Below are 14,709 nucleotides of genomic sequence, written 5' to 3' on the forward strand. Positions count from 1 at the left end.
CCCCCTTCCGAGCCGCCCATGACCGACCCCGCACCGAGCACCGCGCCCTCCGTCGATGACGCACTGGCCCAGGAACTCCGAGCCGCGGTGTCGGCCGGTGATTTCGAACTGCACTACCAGCCGAAGGTGCGATGCCCCGACGGCGGGTTCGAGGGTTTCGAAGCGCTGGTGCGCTGGCGCCATCCGACGCGCGGCCTGGTGCCGCCGGGCCAGTTCATCCCACGGCTCAGCGAGCTCGGCCTAGCGCCGCTGCTCGGGCGCTGGGTGATGACGGAGGCCTGCCGGCAGATGGCGGTATGGGAGGCCGCCGGGCTTGGCGCCGTCTCGGTGTCGGTGAACCTGTCCCCGGGCCAGCTGCGCGATCCGGCACTGCCCGAGCGCCTGCGCCAGTTGCTGCGCGAGCATGGTCTTGGCCCCGGCCGGCTGGAGCTGGAGGTGACGGAGGCCATGCTGATGGACGCACCGGACGAAGCGATCGCGCGGCTGCGCGCGCTGCGCGATGCGGGGGCGCGGCTGTCGATCGATGATTTCGGCACCGGCTGGTCATCAATGGCGCACTTCCGCCACCTGCCGGTGCACCAGCTCAAGCTCGACCGCGTGTTCGTGCAGCACGTCGACCGCGATCGTCGCGACGCCAGCCTGTGCGCCGGCGTGATCGCCCTGGCCCATCGCCTGGGTTTCGGCGTGGTCGCCGAGGGCGTGGAGAACGAGGCGCAGGCGAAGCGCCTCGCGGGCTTCGACTGCGACCTGTTCCAGGGCTTCCTCTACAGCCGCCCGCTCAACGAGGGGCGGGCGGGGGATTACCTGCGCAGCTCGCGGATTACTCCGAGAACGCCATCACCTTCAGCGTGAACTTGCCCATCGACTCGTCGCCGCTGCCCAGCGAACCGACGCGGATCGTGTAGCTGCCGTCCTGCGCGGTCTCGACCACGGCGAGCGGGTTGAGGTTGCCGTCGGCGCGGTCGTCGTTCTCGATCGCCTTGGTGCGGTCCGGGTTGAACACCGTCACGACGCCATCGAAGTCTTCCGAGGTCACCGACACGATCAGGAACTGGCCGGTGCTGGCTTCGACCTTGTAGTCGCGGCTCACGCCACCGTCGTCGCGCGGCGAGTCGTTGGCGGTGAGCTCACCCTGCACGGTCTGGCCGACGCGGATGGTTTCGGGGGCGGCGGCCGCGAGGCCGGCGAAGGTGAGCGTGGCGAGAGCAAGCGCGAAACGACGCATCGGGGGTCTCCTTGGGGGCTCGCCGCCCCGGGCGGGGCGGCGTGAAAGGAGTCTAGGCGCCTTCACCCGGCTTCCACCATGGGCGGATCGGGCGGTTTCCGGGCAAGGCGCCCCGCGTTCAGTTTCCTGCTCAGGCCGCCGGCTTGCGGAAGCGCAGGGTCATGCGGTCGGACTCGCCGATGGCCTCGTACTTCGCCTTGTCCTCGCCTTCCGGGACGTTGAGGTTCGGCGGCAGGGTCCACACGCCGTTCGGGTGGTCCTTCGTGTCCTTCGGATTGGCGTTGATCTCGCTGCGCTCCTCAAGCACGAAGCCGGCGCCTTGGGCGAGCGCGATCACCTGGGCCTCGCTGACGTAACCGTTGATCTGCTCGCGCGGCACGTCGGCGTTGGCGCGGTGCTGCTCGAGGCCCAGCACGCCGCCCGGCTTCAGCACGTCGAAGAACGCCTTCATCTGGGCTTCGGCCTGGCCATTGCGCATCCAGCCATGCAGGTTGCGGAACGTGAGCAGGGCATCCGCGGAACCGGGGGCACCGTAGACCGGGGTGGCCGGATCGACTTCGACGAACTTCACGCCTTCGAATTGCCCGGGCGACTTGGCGAGATGCTCGCGGAACTTGGCGTTGTCCGCGGTGAAGTACTCGCGGGCGCGATCCGAGCTGGCCTTCGCCGGATCGGTGATCGCAGCCACGTAGGTCCCGCCGCCCTGCTTGATCCACGGGGCGAGGATCTCCGTCCACCACGCGCCGCTGCCGGGGCTGACTTCCACCACCGTCATGCCGGGCTGCAGGCCGAAGAAGCTCAGCGTCGGCCCAGGATGGCGGAACCCGTCGCGGGCGACGTTGGCGGGCGTGCGCCACTCGCCGGCGATCGCGGCATCGAGGGCGGCCTTGGCCTGCTCGTGCGCGTCGTGGGCGGCGGCATCCATCGGCTTGGCGTCGCCGCCGTGGTTGTGCGCGAAAGCGGCGGGAGCAGCGACAGCGGCAAGCAGGGCGATGCAGAGCAGGGAGCGGCGCATGGCGGGACCTCGTGACGTGAAGAGGCGTGAAGGTTGCGCAGACCCGCGTTACGGGCGTGGCAAGGCGGGCCAGGCGGCCGAAACCTGGGCGCGTCGACACCTCGACGACGCCCTAGGCTGAGCCAACGCGCTAGTCTCGGCCTCCCCACGTCACGGGCGAGTCCTTCGTGCCAGAGCCTTCCGAACCCGGAACGGGACCGTTCCCCGCCCACGGCGATATCGAGGTGGTGAAGGACGGCGCGATCATCCGCGCCGCTGGCGCAGGCCCATTCAACGTCGAGGCCGTGGCCGCCTACGCGCGGCGCATGGCGCAACTGGTGGCGGGCGTCGAACCCGGCGGGCGCTTCGTGGTGATCGCGCGCATGAGCCGCAGCATCCTCGCCCCGCCCGACGCGTGGGCGGCGCTGGACACCAGCGTGCGCAGCCGAAGGCTCGGCCCGTCCCGACAGATCGGCGCGGCCTGGGTGAAGGACGGCGAGGTCGAGGGCTGGGCGCTGATGTTGCCGAGAATCACGGCGATCTACGCCGCCATCGACGTTCCCTTCCGTGGCTTCGACGACGAGGCCGGGGCGACCGCCTGGGCCTTGGACGTGCTCGGCGGCCGCGACTCCTGAGACGCCGCGCGACGCTTCAGGGCATGACGCGCGCGCGCTGGCGACGGCCGACGGCATAGCAGGCGCAGGCGGCAGCCTCGAGGCGATCGCGGTCGAGGATCTGCAGCTCGCCGCGCGCGTAGCGGATGATCCCGGCGCGATGCAGTTGCCCCGCAGCGATCGTGACGGCGCTGCGCTGCACGCCCAACAGCGCGGCGAGGCGCAGGTGGGTGAAGCGGAGCTCCGAGCCTCCCAACCGGTCCTGCGCGCGCAGCAGCCATAGCGCGAGGCGCGAGGGCAGCGAATGGAAGCGCGTGCAGGGAACGGCCTGCGCGACCTGCGCGAACAGGCGCGTCACCGACTGGTCCACGAGCTGCCGCAGGGTCGCACTGGCGTCCAGCTCGGCGCGGAATCGCGGCACGCCGATCCGCCATGCGCGACCTCCGACGAGGACGACGGAGCGCGTCGCCGACGGCGCACCACCCAAGGCCAGCATCGCGCCATCGACGCCTTCGCGGCCGATCACGGCGACTTCCAGCGCCTCATGCCCGTGCACGTGGGCGAGCAAGCCGATCAGGCCGCCCTGCGGGAAGTGGACTTGGGGATGGCGCCGACCGGCGAAGACCAAGGGCTCGTCGACGGTCAGTTCAACCTCGTCGCATTGCGCCAGGAACCGCTCGCCGAGGGCGCGAGGCAACTGGCCCAACAGGGCGTTGCCACGACGCGAAGGTTTCGGGATGGCCAAGGGCGTTTCCTCGTGGGCATCGGAGGAGGGACGCCCTCCGTCAGGCGTCGCCGGAACCTCGCGACAGTGGGGGCTGGGCGGAAAGCGCCTCTTCACTCGGGGCGATCGCCCTCTCGGGCAACACGACGGGGCGCGTCGGCCGAGGGCCGGCGCACGCCCGTCCGTTTTCCCAGTGAATCATCGGTACGGGGCCCACCCGCGGCAGCGGATGGACCCCCTCGTGCTCGGCGGTCATCGAATCGGCTCCAGACTGCTCCACGGGCTTCTGCAGACGCCACCCGGCGTCTTTCGATCGCAGCGCAGCGCCGGACTCGTGGCGCGACGCTCCTCCCGTTCGCCGGGACAGGGCGCGCTCCGCACAGGAACGCGCCGACGATGTCCATAGGTCTTCATCCGACCGACCCGGGCGTTCGTGGAGGGCACAGCGTCAGACGGTGTGGCGCGCGAGGAATCGCGCCACTTGGCCGTCGGCCTCCGAGCGCTTGACGCCGTAGCGCTTCTCGACGAGCGACGCGAGATCGGCCGCCTGGCCGTTGGTCTTCAGCAGTTCGTCGGCGCTGATCTTGGTCCATTCCGCGCGTGCCGCACCCACCTGGGTGCTCCACGGGCCGCGGCCGCCCTTCGACTTCGCGGTGATGTCGGACGGCTGGCCCATCAGGGCATCGTCGCCCTTGGCAGCGGTCGGGGCCGCGGCGGCGGCGTGGGAGAGCGCCTCGCCATCGGGGAGATTGAACGCCGGCGTGGGCTGCGGCATTGCGCCCTTGGCGGGGACTTCATGCGTGTTCTTTGAGGTGGTCATGGGGGGGTCTCGATAGGGGTTCCCGGGCCAGGAGGCGGCGGGCCGGCGTGGGCCGGACATCGAGACTGCGCTTCCCGTGGAAGAACATCGGTGCGCTACGCCACGCAGCGATGGTCGACGACGCTCCCGCCTAGCGGGCGGGCGTGTGCGGAACGCTTGAGGGCACGTAGTGCAACAAGCGGTCGTACTCGTGCTTGACGACGGCGTAGCACTCGCAGCAGCGCGCCTCGAGCCCCGGGCGATCCAGCACGGTGATGTGCCCACGGCTGTACTCGATCAGCCCCTGTTTCTGAAGCTTGCCCGCCGCTTCGGTGACGCCCTCGCGGCGCACCCCCAGCATGTTGGCGATCAGCTCCTGCGTCATCTGGAGAACAGGGCCGTCGAGACGATCAACGGAGAGCAGCAGCCAACGGCAGAGCTGCTGGTCGATGGAATGGTGGCGGTTGCAGACCGCGGTCTGGGCCATCTGGGTGAGCAGCGCCTGGGTGTAGCGCAGCAGCAACAGGAGCAGATCGCCGTGGCGATTGAACTCCTCCATCAGTACTGGGCCGGCGAGGCGATAGGCCCAGCCCGCACTCTGCACCACCGCGCGACTCGGCGTGCTGGCGCCGCCCATGAACAGCGCGACGCCGACCATGCCTTCGTTGCCGACCACCGAGATCTCCGCGGAGGCGCCGTCTTCCAGCACGTAGAGCAAGGAGACGATGCTGTCCGTGGGGAAGTAGGCGTAGCGCATCGTATCGCCGGACTCGTAGAGCACTTTCCCGAGCGGGAGCGGCACGCGTTCGAGTTTCGGAAACAGGCGCTGCCGCACCGCATCGGGCAAGGCATCGAGGAGGTGGTTCCGTTCGGGTCGGGGGGCGTTGGGCATGCCCATCGAGCATACGCCCCCCTCCTCGTGTCCTATGTGCGGTATCGAACACAGGCGTGTGTGTGGCGCCGCACCGACGCGGGCCCGGATTGAGGCAATGCTGGCCTCCCCTCGACCAGCGGAGCCTGCCATGACCCCCCGATCCCCCCACCCCCGGAACGTCCTGATGATCGGCCTGGCCTTGGCGGCCACGCTGATGCTGGGCGCGTGCAACACGATGCGCGGCGTCGGCAAGGACACCGAAGCCGTCGGCGACAAGATCCAGGACGAAGCCGAGCAGCACATGGCCGACGAAAAGAAAGACGACGGCCGCGAAGGAGCATTCCTGTGAGAACGACCCTGATCCCGATCATCGGCTTGGCACTCGTGCTCTCGGCCGGATGCCAGAAATCGCGCTCGGACGCTGCGGAAGACCTCGCCACCGAACGCGCGGAAGCCAGCGATGACATTGCCGAAGCCCGCGACGAAGCGGCGGTCTCCATGGAGGAGGCGGACGAGGAACTCGTCGATGCGGAACAGAAGCGCGACGAGGCCATGATCGACGCGCAGGACGACATGGGCTCCGCGACCGCGGACGTCCTCGCCGAGAGGGCGGAAGCGAACTTCACCCTCGCGACGAAGGAAGCGGACGCCCGAGCGCGTGTGGCCATGGAGAAGTGCGAGGCCCTCGGCGGCGTCGACCGGACAGCCTGCAAGAGCGAGGTCGATGCAACGCGTGCGGTGGAGGAGACACGGGCCATTGCCGACCGCGATGCCGCGCTGGCGGAGGCGAAACGCCAGGACTGAGGGACAGACTGGCGGCGGATTGCCGCTGCCGGTGCGATCGGACGGGGCCCTTTGCAGGGCCCCGTCGTCGTTGGCGATCCTTGGTCTGTCGCTGGCAGGTCGTCTCATGCCGCCATCCAACGCCTCGCGATCAGGCCCAACAGCGGAAACAGCCCGAGCTTGCGCGCAGGCGCCCACAGCCGGATCGCGAGCAGCAGGGCGAGCAGGCTCACGATCGGATACCGCCGGGCCAAGTCCACGCCGGCCATGACGCGATCGGCCGTGCGCAGCGGGCCCGAGCATTGGACGCACTGGACGGCGAGTTGGATGCGCTGGGCTTGGGCCTGCGCCGCGAGCTCGCCCTGACGAACCGCCAAACGCGAGCTCATGGCGGCGAGGCGCGCAGGATGGCTTGGTCTTTGCCCAGTTCCTCGAGCGTGGCCGCGAACCAGCGCGGCGCGCGGCGAATGCGCTCCAGGGCCACGGCCACGGAGGCCGCCCCGAGGAGCAGAAGGACAAAGGCCGCGCCGACGAGCACGGCGACCCGGTCCTCGCTGGCGACAGCGAGTACGGCGGCAGCCAAGCCGGCCGCGACGGCCAACACGAACGCGAACAACGCAGCGGCGCACCACGACAACAAAACGACCAGGCGCAAGAGCGCCTGGTCGAGGTCGACTTCCATCAAGGCGAGCCGCGTTTTCGCGATCGCCACCATCGTGGCTGCGAGGTCTGCCAGCGCGGCCATCAGGCCGCGCCGACGGGGTAGAGATGCGCCGTCCGCGACCACCTCGCTCACCGGCGCCGCAACAGGAAGCCCATCAGAAGGCCGACGCCGGCACCGATGCCGATGGCGGTCCATGGGTTCTGGTGCACGTAGCGGTCCGTGGCCTTGGCCGCGTCACGCGCCTGCGTGGCGACGGCCTGCTGGGCATCGGCGATCCGCAGGTTCACGGTGCGCATCGACTCGCGCGTGCGGGCACGGATGCCGTCGAGGGCTTCACCGCCGTGCTGCGCGGTGGCCTTCAGCAGCGCCTCGGCGTCCGACATCGCGGTGCGGACATCGGCGATCAGCGGTTCCATCGACAGCGACGGTGCGCTGCGGTCGGTGACGATGGCATTGGACTTGTCGAGGGTCTTTTCGAGGGGATTCATGGGGAGACTCCTGGGGGGAAGGAAACGAGGTTCATACGCGCTGTCCGCGCAGCAGCCGGATGACGATGATCACCACGGCGATGACGAGCAGCAGGTGGATCAAGCCGCCCATCGTGTAGGCCGTGAAGTAGCCCAAGGCCCACAGAAGGATGAGCAGGATGGCGACGGTCTCGAGCATGGGGGCGGCTCCGGTGCGCCCGATGGAGGCATCGCGGCGGTCGATGGAGGATGCGCTGGGCCCTTCGGAATGACGGTGCGGTGGCGCACGCAGCAAAAAAAAACGGGGCGCATGGAGCGCCCCGTTCTGGTGTCGCGATGTCGGCGTTTCCGATCAGAGATGCTTGATGATCTCGTCGGCGAACTCGCTGCACTTCACTTCGGTCGCACCTTCCATGAGGCGGGCGAAGTCGTAGGTGACGCGCTTGCTGCCGATCGCGCCGTCCATCGCCTTGATGATGGCGTCGGCGGCTTCGGTCCAGCCCATGTAGCGCAGCATCATCTCGCCGGAGAGGATGACCGAGCCCGGGTTGACCTTGTCCTGGCCGGCGTACTTCGGCGCGGTGCCGTGCGTGGCCTCGAATACCGCGTGGCCGGTGACGTAGTTGATGTTGGCGCCCGGCGCGATGCCGATGCCGCCGACCTGCGCGGCGAGGGCGTCGGAGAGGTAGTCGCCGTTGAGGTTCAGCGTGGCGACGACGTCGTAGTCCTTCGGGCGCAGCAGGATCTGCTGCAGGAAGGCATCCGCAATCGCGTCCTTGATGACGAGGCCGGCACCCGGCTTGCCTTCCGGAATGACGTGCCACGGGCCGCCGTCCAGCGGCACGGCGCCGTAGAACTCGCGGGCCACGTGGTAACCGAAGTCACGGAAGGCGCCTTCCGAGAACTTCATGATGTTGCCCTTGTGGACGAGCGTCACCGACTTGCGCTTGTTCTGGATCGCGTAGCCGATGGCGCTGTGCACGAGGCGCTCGGTGCCGAGGTAGCTGACCGGCTTGATGCCGATGCCGACCTGCACCGGGAGCGAACGCGCCGGCGAACCGATCGACTCGAGCTGCTTCGTCCACGCATCGTTCTTCGCCTGCGTGCCGAAACGGATCTTGTCGAAGGGCTTCGGGAATTCCTTGGCGAGGAAGTCGAGCACCTTCTGCGCGTCGGGCGAGCCCGGCTCGAACTCGATGCCGGCGTAGATGTCCTCCGTGTTCTCACGGAAGATCGTCATGTCGGTGTCCTGCGGGCGCTTCACCGGCGAGGGCACGCCGTCGAACCAGCGCACCGGGCGCAGGCAGACGTAGAGGTCGAGCATCTGGCGCAGCGCGACATTGAGCGAGCGGATGCCGCCGCCAACGGGCGTGGTCAGCGGGCCCTTGATGCTGACGAGGTAGTCGCGGCAGGCGTCGACGGTGGCGTCGGGCAGCCAGTTCTGCGTCAGGTTGAAGGCCTTCTCGCCGGCCAGCACTTCCATCCAGTGGATCTTCTTCGCGCCGCCGTAGGCCTTGGCCACGGCCGCATCGAGCACGCGCACCGAGGCGCGCCAGATGTCCGGGCCGATGCCGTCACCTTCGATGAAGGGAACGATCGGGTGGTTCGGGACGTGGAGCTTCCCGCCTTGGATGGTGATCTTCTCGCCGCCGGCGGGCGGCGTGGGCGTGTGCGACATGGGGCCTCCAGTGAGCGCGTGAACCGGCATTGTCGCGGTTCCGGGGCGCCGGGGGAAAGCGCCGGGGGTTAATTCGACGTGAGCAGATGGCCTCAGGCGGCGCCGGGCAGCGCCACGCCGCTGGCCGGCCAGTGGAAGAACGCCCGCACCTCGTCGGCACGGGCCAGCACGTCGGCTTCGCCGAGGGCGATCAGCTCGCGGGTGAAATCGGACTCGAAAAGCAGGTAGCTGGCCAGTGCGCCGCCACCGGCGCCGGTGCCGCGCGCTTCGCCCATGCTCTGGCTGACGCCGACGGCACGCAGCATGGTGCGCACGGGCGATGGCAGGGCGGCGATATGCCGCACTGCAATATCGTCGAGGCGCTGGCTGGGTGAGATGACCAGCATCTCCAGCGGCCGCAGCATGGAATGCGCGCGCAGTTCGGCGGGCAGCAGCGAAAGCGTGGCATTGATGCGCTGGGCGCGCTCGATGTCCACGGCAAGGGCATCGAGGAAGATGTTCGACAGCGCGTGGCCGCCGATCTGCGCCAGCGTCGGGTAGCCGCCCGCGGCGCGCTTCTCGCCGGGCGGCTCGTGCAGGCGTCCCGCACCGATCACCAGCAGGCGATCGGCGCCGAGATGGATGGCCGACGAAAGCGGCGCCGTTTGCCGCATCGAGCCGTCGCCGAACCAGTGGTCCTGGCCGTCGAACGGCAAGGACTGCGCGGGGAACACGAAGGGGATCGCGGACGAGGCCAGCAGGTGCGGCAGTGTGATGCGCCCCGGCACGGCGACACGCTGCGAGCGCACCCACGGCTTCTGCGCGTCTGCCGCGTCGTAGAACGTGACGTGGGTGCCGGCCGTGTAGCTCGAGGCGGTGACCGCGAAGGCTCGCAGCACGCCGCGCTGCACCAGCGAGGGGATGCGCTCCAGCGGCAGCAGCTCGGCCAGCAGCTCGGCCAAGGGCGTGTTGTCGAGCAGCGACTTCGGCTTGGCGCGCCGCCAGCGCGCCACCGCCCAGCCGACGGTGAACAGCGTCAGCCAGCGTGCGCCGCTGCGGACCACGCCGAAAGCGTCGGCGCGGTACACGTGGTGCGCTTGGAAGCCGTGCCAGATGCGATGCAGGCGTTCGACCGCCTTCGGATACTCGTCGGCATAGCTCGCCAAGGCCGCGGCGTTGATCGCACCCGCGGAGGTGCCGGTCATCACCGCGAAGGGGTTGCCGGTCGGGCCGTGGGAGGCGCCGCACTCCGTGCGGATGCGTTCGATGCCGCGCAGCACGCCGGCCTGGTAGGCCGCGCGCGCGCCGCCGCCGGTGAGGACGAGTCCCGTGATGGGCGGGCGGCGGGTCGGCGTCTCGGCCATCACAGCTCCTCGGCCACACGACGGGGCGGCGTCGCCGGAGTGTGCGCTCAGCCCGCGCCCGTCGTGAAGTCGGCCGGCGTCAGCGGTGGCAGTCCGTGGCGGGCCCGTGCCCGGTCGCATTGCGGGCTGGGCTCGCCGTTCTCCCATGCGGCCTGCAGCGCCCGGCAGGGCGAAGGGCGACGGTCGTAGATCGCGCAGGTGACGGCGCGCCCCACGTCGCCCTGCAAGGCCACGCAGCGCAGGGCCGTGCCGGCCTCGGTGCCGCGCATGGCGACCTCGAAAGGACGCACCTGCACCGTCAGCGCCTCGTCGGGGCCCGAGGGGGAGTGCGGCGCCGACTCGCTCCAGTGGAAGGCCACGCGAAACGCCGCGCAGCAGGCACCACAGCGTTGGCAAGGGTGGATCGGGGCGGCCATGAGCGGTGGATGTCGCGAGGCTGGGTCAGCATTTTCGTACACGAGCGTCCGACGACGGCTGACTGTGGGGTCGGCCGAGGGCGCGCAGTCTGGATCCATGAACTTCCGGACCTCCGCCGCCAACCCCCTGCCCCGCCTCGACGGCGAGCGCGACACCGCGCCGCGCCTCGATGGCGAGGACGCCCTGATCTGGGCGCGTCGGGTGTGGGAGGACCGCGACACCTGGCTGCGCGCCCGCGGCGGCGTGGAGTCGGTGTTCATGGCCGCGCAGCTGTTGGGCTGCCGCGAGGAAGCGGTGCGCTGGCTGCGTTCGCGCACGCGGCTCTGAGGCCCGGCTCTGGCACAGTGGGGTCCTCACTACCGAGGACCCTCCATGTCACCCCATCGCCCCTCGCCTTCGTCCTTCCCGCGTTCATTGCCCGCGCGTCGCGCGCTCGCCTTGGCGCTGGGCACCGGGCTCTTCGCCACCGGCTGCACCGGTGTCGTGGGCGGGGGTGGCGACAGCGCGGGCGGCGCTGACACCGCAGGCGGCAGCCCCTTGCCCGTCACCGCGGCGCCCTTCGGCAGCTGGGCCAGCCCGATCGCCGCCGGCGACCTCGCCAACGCCGCGGTCGGCACCAGCGACGTGCGGGTTTTCGACGGCAAGGTGTTTTGGCGTGAGAGCCGCCCGGACGAGGGCGGCCGCCAGGTGCTGCGCACCCTCGGCGCCGACGGCCAGCCCGCCACGCTGACGCCCGAGGGCTTCAGCGTCCGCACCCGCGTGCAGGAGTACGGCGGCAGCAGCTACTGGGTGATGGGCGAACGCATCGTCTTCGCGAACTTCGCCGACCAGCGCCTCTACCTGCAGCAGGGCGAGGCCGCGCCGGTGGCGATCACGCCGGAGAAGTACCAGTACAGCGATTGCGTGGTCGATGCCGCGCGCGGCGCGCTCGTCTGCGTGCGCGAGGACCACACCGAGGCCACGAAGCAGGCCAACGGCGAGGAGCGCAACGAGATCGTGCGCGTGACCGTCCCCGATGCCGACGCGCTGGCCGCACACGATGCCGCCTCGACGGCGGCGGCCGGCACCGTGCTGTTCACCGGCACCGATTTCGTCGGTTATCCGCGGCTCTCCGCCGACGGCGCGAAGCTCGCCTTCATCGTCTGGAACCACCCGGACATGCCGTGGGACCGCACGACGCTGCACGTGGCCGCGGTGGCCGCCGACGGCTCCCTGGGCGAACCGCAGCGCGTGGCCGGCGGCGAGACCGCCGTGCTCGAGCCGCAGTGGGACGCAGACGGCACGCTGTACTTCATCGACGAGACCAGCGGCTGGTGGAACCTCTACGCCTGGGACGGCAGCGCCGCGCGCGCCGTGGCCCCGATGGAACGCGAGTTCGGCGGCGCGCTGTGGTCGCTCGGCATGCAGACCTACGTGCTCGCCGGCGATGGCAAGGCCTATGTGCGCACCAGCCTCAACGCCGTCGACGAACTCGGTGAACTCGACCTCGCCAGCGGCGCCTACCGCGCGATCGACCTGCCCTTCGTCGCTTTCGGCGATGTGTCGCTCGATGCGCAAGGCCGGATCATCACCAGCGCGGCGGCCGCCGCCGATGAAGGCGCCATCCTCGCGGTGACGCCGGCCACCGGCGCGGTCGAACGCCTGCACCAGCCGAACGCACTCGGCATCCCGCGCGAACTCGTCTCGGTAGGCGAGCGCATCGAGTTCCCGACCGCCGCTGGCCCGGACGGCGCGGCGCGTACCGCGCACGCCACCTACTACCCGCCGACCAACCCGGGCTTCCGCGGGCCGGACGGCGAGAAGCCGCCGCTGATCGTCACCATCCACGGCGGCCCCACCTCGGTGTCGAAGCCGACGTTCTCGCTGTCGCGCCAGTACTGGACCAGCCGCGGCTTCGCCATCGTCGACGTCAACTACGGTGGCTCCACCAGCTACGGCCGCGACTACCGCAAGCGCCTCAACGGGCAGTGGGGCGTGGTCGACGTGCAGGACGCCGTGGCGGCCGTGGATTTCCTCGTGGCGCAGGGCAAGGTCGACGCGGACAAGGTGGCCATCCGCGGCGGCAGCGCCGGCGGCTTCACCACGCTCGCGGCACTGGCCTTCACCGACCGCTTCAAGGCGGGCGCCAACTACTTCGGCGTCAGCGACATCGCCGGGCTCGCCGCCACCAGCCACAAGTTCGAGAGCAAGTACGACGTCTCACTGGTCGGCCCGCCGGACGAAGCGCTGTACCGCGCGCGCTCGCCGATCTTCCACCTCGACGGTTTCAGCGAACCGCTGATCACGTTCCAAGGCTCCGAGGATCGCATCGTCACGCCCGACCAGAGCCGCAAGATCGTCGAGGCGCTCGACGCCAAGGGCGTGATGCACGCCTACTTCGAGTTCGAGGGCGAGCAGCACGGCTTCCGCAAGGCGGAGAACATCATCCGCGCTCAGGAGGCCGAGCTGGCGTTCTACGGCGCGGTGTTCGGCTTCAGCCCGGACGACGCGGTGCCGCCGTTCGAGATCAAGCACCCGCGGACACCGGCCCCCTGAGGCCGGGACGCGACGCGATCGGCGTTTCGGCGGCCTGTCACCGAGGTTGACAGGTCGCCGCTGTCGGGCGCCGTTCGGAGGGCTAGTCTCGGGGCGTCCTCCCCTCGCGCGGGTGCCGCCCGCAGGACCCTCCCATGGCCGGTTCGGAACGCAGCGGACTCCCGCAAGGCACGGCCGGCTGGGCCAAAGCGCTGCTCGCGCAGCAGTTGCCCGCCTTGGCGCGCACGGCGCAGGGCATCAGCGAGTGCGCGCGCGATGACGACACCTCGGGCACCGACCTCGCCGCGCTGATCCTGCGCGATGCCGGCATGACCACGCGCGTGCTGCGGCTCGCCTCCAGCCGCCTGCACAACCCGCACGGCCAGCGCATCCGCACCGTGAGCCGCGCGGTCGCCCTGCTGGGCTTCGACGTGGTGCGCGAGATCGCGCTCGGCATTGCCGTGCTCGATGTGCTCGGCGGCCGGCACGCCGGCTGCGCACAGGCCGCCGCCGAGGCCGCACGCGCCCTGCGGACCGCGGTGCAGGCCCGTGCGCTTGCCGAGACGGCGGGCATCGACGCGCCGGAGGAAGTGTTCATCGCCGCACTGCTGCAGGACATCGGCCACCTCGCCTTCTGGAGCGTCGTGCCGCAGTGGCTGCCCGCGTGGCGGCAGGATGCGGCGGAGTCGCCGCTTCAGGCCGCGCAGCGCGTGCGGACCGACATCGACCTCGATCTCGACGACCTCTCGCTGGTGCTGAACGCCGAGCTTCGCCTCTCACCCCTGCTGGTGGGCGATGCCGACACGCCGGGTCGGCTCGCCGCCGGCCTCGCGCGGCGCTGGGTGGATGCCCTCGAACCGGGCGGACGCCGCGAGGACTTCGACCACGCGCTCGCGGAAGCCGCCAAGGCCTTCGACCTCGATGCCGCGATGTTGCGCGAGCAGGTGGCCGCCCAGGCCAAACAGGGCGACACCCTCGTCGACGAGCTGTTCGATCCCGCGGTGCGCGCCCTGTTGCCGGTGCCGCGGCGCCTCGACGAGCCCGGCAGCGACGCGCCGGCCGCACCGGCCCGCGCCGATGCCGCGCTCGGGCTGGACGTGCTGCGCGACCTCGCCGAGCTTCAGGCCAGTGGCCGCGTGGATCCGGGCGTCGCTTTGTCGATGGTGATGGAAGGCCTGCAGCGCGCTGCCGGCTTCGACCGCGTGCTGTTCGCCCTGCTCTCCCCGGACCGCACCGAACTGCGCTTGCGCTCGGCACTGGCCGCGCAGCGCCAAGCCTTCGCGGCCCCATTCCCGGTGGCACTGCGCGACTGCGGCCACCTGCTCGATCTGCTGGCCCAGCCGCGCGTGCAGCACCTCACCGCAACGGCGCCCGACACCGGCCGCTGGCTGCCTCGCCTCGGCGCCCGGGAGGCCTTGCTCGGGCCGCTGGTGGTCGATGGCCGCGTGCTCGGCCTGCTGCATGCCGACCGCGCCGTCAGCGGCGATGCCATCGAGCACGACGCGCGCACGCTGTTCGCGCTGCTGCTGCAGCAGGCCAATCTCGCCCTCGGCCACGTGAAGTAGGCGCGCCGACGTCTCAGGCCGTGCGAATCCCATCGGGTATCGTTCGGC

Annotated in this window: 19 protein-coding genes; 7 read left to right on the top strand and 12 right to left on the bottom strand. The window is 70.4% G+C overall.

The window, feature by feature from the left end; genetic code table 11:
* Positions 1-18 precede the first annotated feature (18 nt).
* Positions 19-852 carry a putative bifunctional diguanylate cyclase/phosphodiesterase gene (locus tag ACIQ6S_RS08425; protein ID WP_397607971.1) on the top strand — a complete coding sequence of 278 codons (834 nt, stop codon included), beginning with the start codon at positions 19-21 and terminating at the stop codon, positions 850-852.
* Here ACIQ6S_RS08425 and ACIQ6S_RS08430 read toward each other — a convergent pair.
* Entirely contained in the window at positions 821-1,225 is a 405-nt protein-coding gene (locus ACIQ6S_RS08430) for a PPC domain-containing protein (RefSeq protein WP_397573876.1), read from the bottom strand. The two genes, ACIQ6S_RS08425 and ACIQ6S_RS08430, sit on opposite strands and share 32 nt — an antisense overlap.
* A gap of 130 nt (positions 1,226-1,355) precedes the next feature.
* Positions 1,356-2,240, bottom strand: a complete 885-nt coding sequence (locus ACIQ6S_RS08435; RefSeq protein WP_397607972.1) for a class I SAM-dependent methyltransferase — start codon at positions 2,238-2,240, stop codon at positions 1,356-1,358.
* A 167-nt stretch (positions 2,241-2,407) separates the two neighbouring features.
* Between ACIQ6S_RS08435 and ACIQ6S_RS08440 the strand changes: the two genes are divergently transcribed.
* Positions 2,408-2,854: a hypothetical protein gene (locus ACIQ6S_RS08440; RefSeq protein ID WP_397607973.1), complete on the top strand. Its 447-nt coding sequence runs from the start codon at positions 2,408-2,410 to the stop codon at positions 2,852-2,854.
* A gap of 16 nt (positions 2,855-2,870) precedes the next feature.
* Here the strand turns inward: ACIQ6S_RS08440 and ACIQ6S_RS08445 are convergent, their stop codons facing one another.
* The 3 genes from ACIQ6S_RS08445 to ACIQ6S_RS08455 all read right to left on the bottom strand — a co-directional run bounded on the left by ACIQ6S_RS08445 (position 2,871) and on the right by ACIQ6S_RS08455 (position 5,248).
* On the bottom strand, positions 2,871-3,578 hold the full coding sequence (locus ACIQ6S_RS08445) for a Crp/Fnr family transcriptional regulator (protein ID WP_397607974.1): 708 nt from the start codon (positions 3,576-3,578) through the stop codon (positions 2,871-2,873).
* A 427-nt stretch (positions 3,579-4,005) separates the two neighbouring features.
* A complete protein-coding gene (locus ACIQ6S_RS08450) occupies positions 4,006-4,377 on the bottom strand; it encodes a hypothetical protein (protein ID WP_397607975.1) in 372 nt (123 codons plus the stop codon).
* A 130-nt stretch (positions 4,378-4,507) separates the two neighbouring features.
* Positions 4,508-5,248, bottom strand: a complete 741-nt coding sequence (locus tag ACIQ6S_RS08455; RefSeq protein ID WP_397607976.1) for a Crp/Fnr family transcriptional regulator — start codon at positions 5,246-5,248, stop codon at positions 4,508-4,510.
* A gap of 166 nt (positions 5,249-5,414) precedes the next feature.
* Here ACIQ6S_RS08455 and ACIQ6S_RS08460 point away from each other — a divergent pair, with 166 nt between their 5' ends.
* Together ACIQ6S_RS08460 and ACIQ6S_RS08465 are read left to right on the top strand one after the other, a co-directional pair.
* The gene (locus ACIQ6S_RS08460) at positions 5,415-5,579 is read left to right on the top strand and encodes an entericidin A/B family lipoprotein (RefSeq protein WP_397607977.1); all 165 of its coding nucleotides are present in this window, start codon (positions 5,415-5,417) and stop codon (positions 5,577-5,579) included.
* Positions 5,576-6,034, top strand: coding sequence for a hypothetical protein (locus ACIQ6S_RS08465; protein WP_397573883.1), 459 nt, complete (start codon positions 5,576-5,578; stop codon positions 6,032-6,034). Before ACIQ6S_RS08460 ends, ACIQ6S_RS08465 begins: the two co-directional genes overlap by 4 nt.
* A 104-nt stretch (positions 6,035-6,138) precedes the next feature.
* Here the strand turns inward: ACIQ6S_RS08465 and ACIQ6S_RS08470 are convergent, their stop codons facing one another.
* The 7 genes from ACIQ6S_RS08470 to ACIQ6S_RS08500 all read right to left on the bottom strand — a co-directional run bounded on the left by ACIQ6S_RS08470 (position 6,139) and on the right by ACIQ6S_RS08500 (position 10,581).
* A complete protein-coding gene (locus tag ACIQ6S_RS08470) occupies positions 6,139-6,402 on the bottom strand; it encodes a YqjK family protein (RefSeq protein ID WP_397607978.1) in 264 nt (87 codons plus the stop codon).
* Positions 6,399-6,809 (bottom strand): phage holin family protein, encoded by a 411-nt coding sequence (locus tag ACIQ6S_RS08475; RefSeq protein WP_397607979.1) that lies wholly within the window; start codon positions 6,807-6,809, stop codon positions 6,399-6,401. The genes ACIQ6S_RS08470 and ACIQ6S_RS08475 overlap by 4 nt, the downstream gene beginning before the upstream one ends.
* On the bottom strand, positions 6,806-7,165 hold the full coding sequence (locus ACIQ6S_RS08480) for a YqjD family protein (protein WP_297866494.1): 360 nt from the start codon (positions 7,163-7,165) through the stop codon (positions 6,806-6,808). The genes ACIQ6S_RS08475 and ACIQ6S_RS08480 overlap by 4 nt, the downstream gene beginning before the upstream one ends.
* Before the next feature lie 31 nt (positions 7,166-7,196).
* Positions 7,197-7,343 carry a lmo0937 family membrane protein gene (locus ACIQ6S_RS08485; protein ID WP_297866493.1) on the bottom strand — a complete coding sequence of 49 codons (147 nt, stop codon included), beginning with the start codon at positions 7,341-7,343 and terminating at the stop codon, positions 7,197-7,199.
* A 153-nt stretch (positions 7,344-7,496) separates the two neighbouring features.
* A complete protein-coding gene (icd, locus tag ACIQ6S_RS08490; RefSeq protein ID WP_397607980.1) occupies positions 7,497-8,822 on the bottom strand; it encodes an isocitrate dehydrogenase (NADP(+)) in 1,326 nt (441 codons plus the stop codon).
* Positions 8,823-8,914: 92 nt separating this feature from the next.
* The gene (locus tag ACIQ6S_RS08495; RefSeq protein ID WP_397607981.1) at positions 8,915-10,165 is read right to left on the bottom strand and encodes a patatin-like phospholipase family protein; all 1,251 of its coding nucleotides are present in this window, start codon (positions 10,163-10,165) and stop codon (positions 8,915-8,917) included.
* Positions 10,166-10,212: 47 nt separating this feature from the next.
* A complete protein-coding gene (locus tag ACIQ6S_RS08500; RefSeq protein WP_397607982.1) occupies positions 10,213-10,581 on the bottom strand; it encodes a YkgJ family cysteine cluster protein in 369 nt (122 codons plus the stop codon).
* A gap of 97 nt (positions 10,582-10,678) precedes the next feature.
* On the opposite strand from ACIQ6S_RS08500, the gene ACIQ6S_RS08505 reads away from it, so the two are divergent.
* From ACIQ6S_RS08505 to ACIQ6S_RS08515, 3 genes are all read left to right on the top strand, one after another.
* Positions 10,679-10,909, top strand: a complete 231-nt coding sequence (locus tag ACIQ6S_RS08505; RefSeq protein WP_297866489.1) for a hypothetical protein — start codon at positions 10,679-10,681, stop codon at positions 10,907-10,909.
* A gap of 45 nt (positions 10,910-10,954) precedes the next feature.
* Positions 10,955-13,117, top strand: a complete 2,163-nt coding sequence (locus tag ACIQ6S_RS08510) for a prolyl oligopeptidase family serine peptidase (protein WP_397607983.1) — start codon at positions 10,955-10,957, stop codon at positions 13,115-13,117.
* Positions 13,118-13,251: 134 nt separating this feature from the next.
* Entirely contained in the window at positions 13,252-14,661 is a 1,410-nt protein-coding gene (locus tag ACIQ6S_RS08515; RefSeq protein ID WP_397607984.1) for an HDOD domain-containing protein, read from the top strand.
* The last annotated feature ends 48 nt before the right edge of the window (positions 14,662-14,709 follow it).

The organism is Silanimonas sp. (assembly GCF_044377035.1).
GTDB lineage: Bacteria > Pseudomonadota > Gammaproteobacteria > Xanthomonadales > Xanthomonadaceae > Silanimonas.

What these genes read in the sequence shown, in the direction of transcription:
- ACIQ6S_RS08430 (WP_397573876.1), bottom strand. Translation starts at nt 1,225, where the DNA reads ATGCGTCGTTTCGCGCTTGCTCTCGCCACGCTCACCTTCGCCGGCCTC.
- ACIQ6S_RS08515 (WP_397607984.1), top strand. Translation starts at nt 13,252, where the DNA reads ATGGCCGGTTCGGAACGCAGCGGACTCCCGCAAGGCACGGCCGGCTGG.
- ACIQ6S_RS08500 (WP_397607982.1), bottom strand. Translation starts at nt 10,581, where the DNA reads ATGGCCGCCCCGATCCACCCTTGCCAACGCTGTGGTGCCTGCTGCGCG.
- icd (WP_397607980.1), bottom strand. Translation starts at nt 8,822, where the DNA reads ATGTCGCACACGCCCACGCCGCCCGCCGGCGGCGAGAAGATCACCATC.
- ACIQ6S_RS08510 (WP_397607983.1), top strand. Translation starts at nt 10,955, where the DNA reads ATGTCACCCCATCGCCCCTCGCCTTCGTCCTTCCCGCGTTCATTGCCC.
- ACIQ6S_RS08450 (WP_397607975.1), bottom strand. Translation starts at nt 4,377, where the DNA reads ATGACCACCTCAAAGAACACGCATGAAGTCCCCGCCAAGGGCGCAATG.
- ACIQ6S_RS08495 (WP_397607981.1), bottom strand. Translation starts at nt 10,165, where the DNA reads ATGGCCGAGACGCCGACCCGCCGCCCGCCCATCACGGGACTCGTCCTC.
- ACIQ6S_RS08455 (WP_397607976.1), bottom strand. Translation starts at nt 5,248, where the DNA reads ATGCCCAACGCCCCCCGACCCGAACGGAACCACCTCCTCGATGCCTTG.
- ACIQ6S_RS08485 (WP_297866493.1), bottom strand. Translation starts at nt 7,343, where the DNA reads ATGCTCGAGACCGTCGCCATCCTGCTCATCCTTCTGTGGGCCTTGGGC.
- ACIQ6S_RS08435 (WP_397607972.1), bottom strand. Translation starts at nt 2,240, where the DNA reads ATGCGCCGCTCCCTGCTCTGCATCGCCCTGCTTGCCGCTGTCGCTGCT.
- ACIQ6S_RS08470 (WP_397607978.1), bottom strand. Translation starts at nt 6,402, where the DNA reads ATGAGCTCGCGTTTGGCGGTTCGTCAGGGCGAGCTCGCGGCGCAGGCC.
- ACIQ6S_RS08425 (WP_397607971.1), top strand. Translation starts at nt 19, where the DNA reads ATGACCGACCCCGCACCGAGCACCGCGCCCTCCGTCGATGACGCACTG.
- ACIQ6S_RS08505 (WP_297866489.1), top strand. Translation starts at nt 10,679, where the DNA reads ATGAACTTCCGGACCTCCGCCGCCAACCCCCTGCCCCGCCTCGACGGC.
- ACIQ6S_RS08480 (WP_297866494.1), bottom strand. Translation starts at nt 7,165, where the DNA reads ATGAATCCCCTCGAAAAGACCCTCGACAAGTCCAATGCCATCGTCACC.
- ACIQ6S_RS08460 (WP_397607977.1), top strand. Translation starts at nt 5,415, where the DNA reads ATGATCGGCCTGGCCTTGGCGGCCACGCTGATGCTGGGCGCGTGCAAC.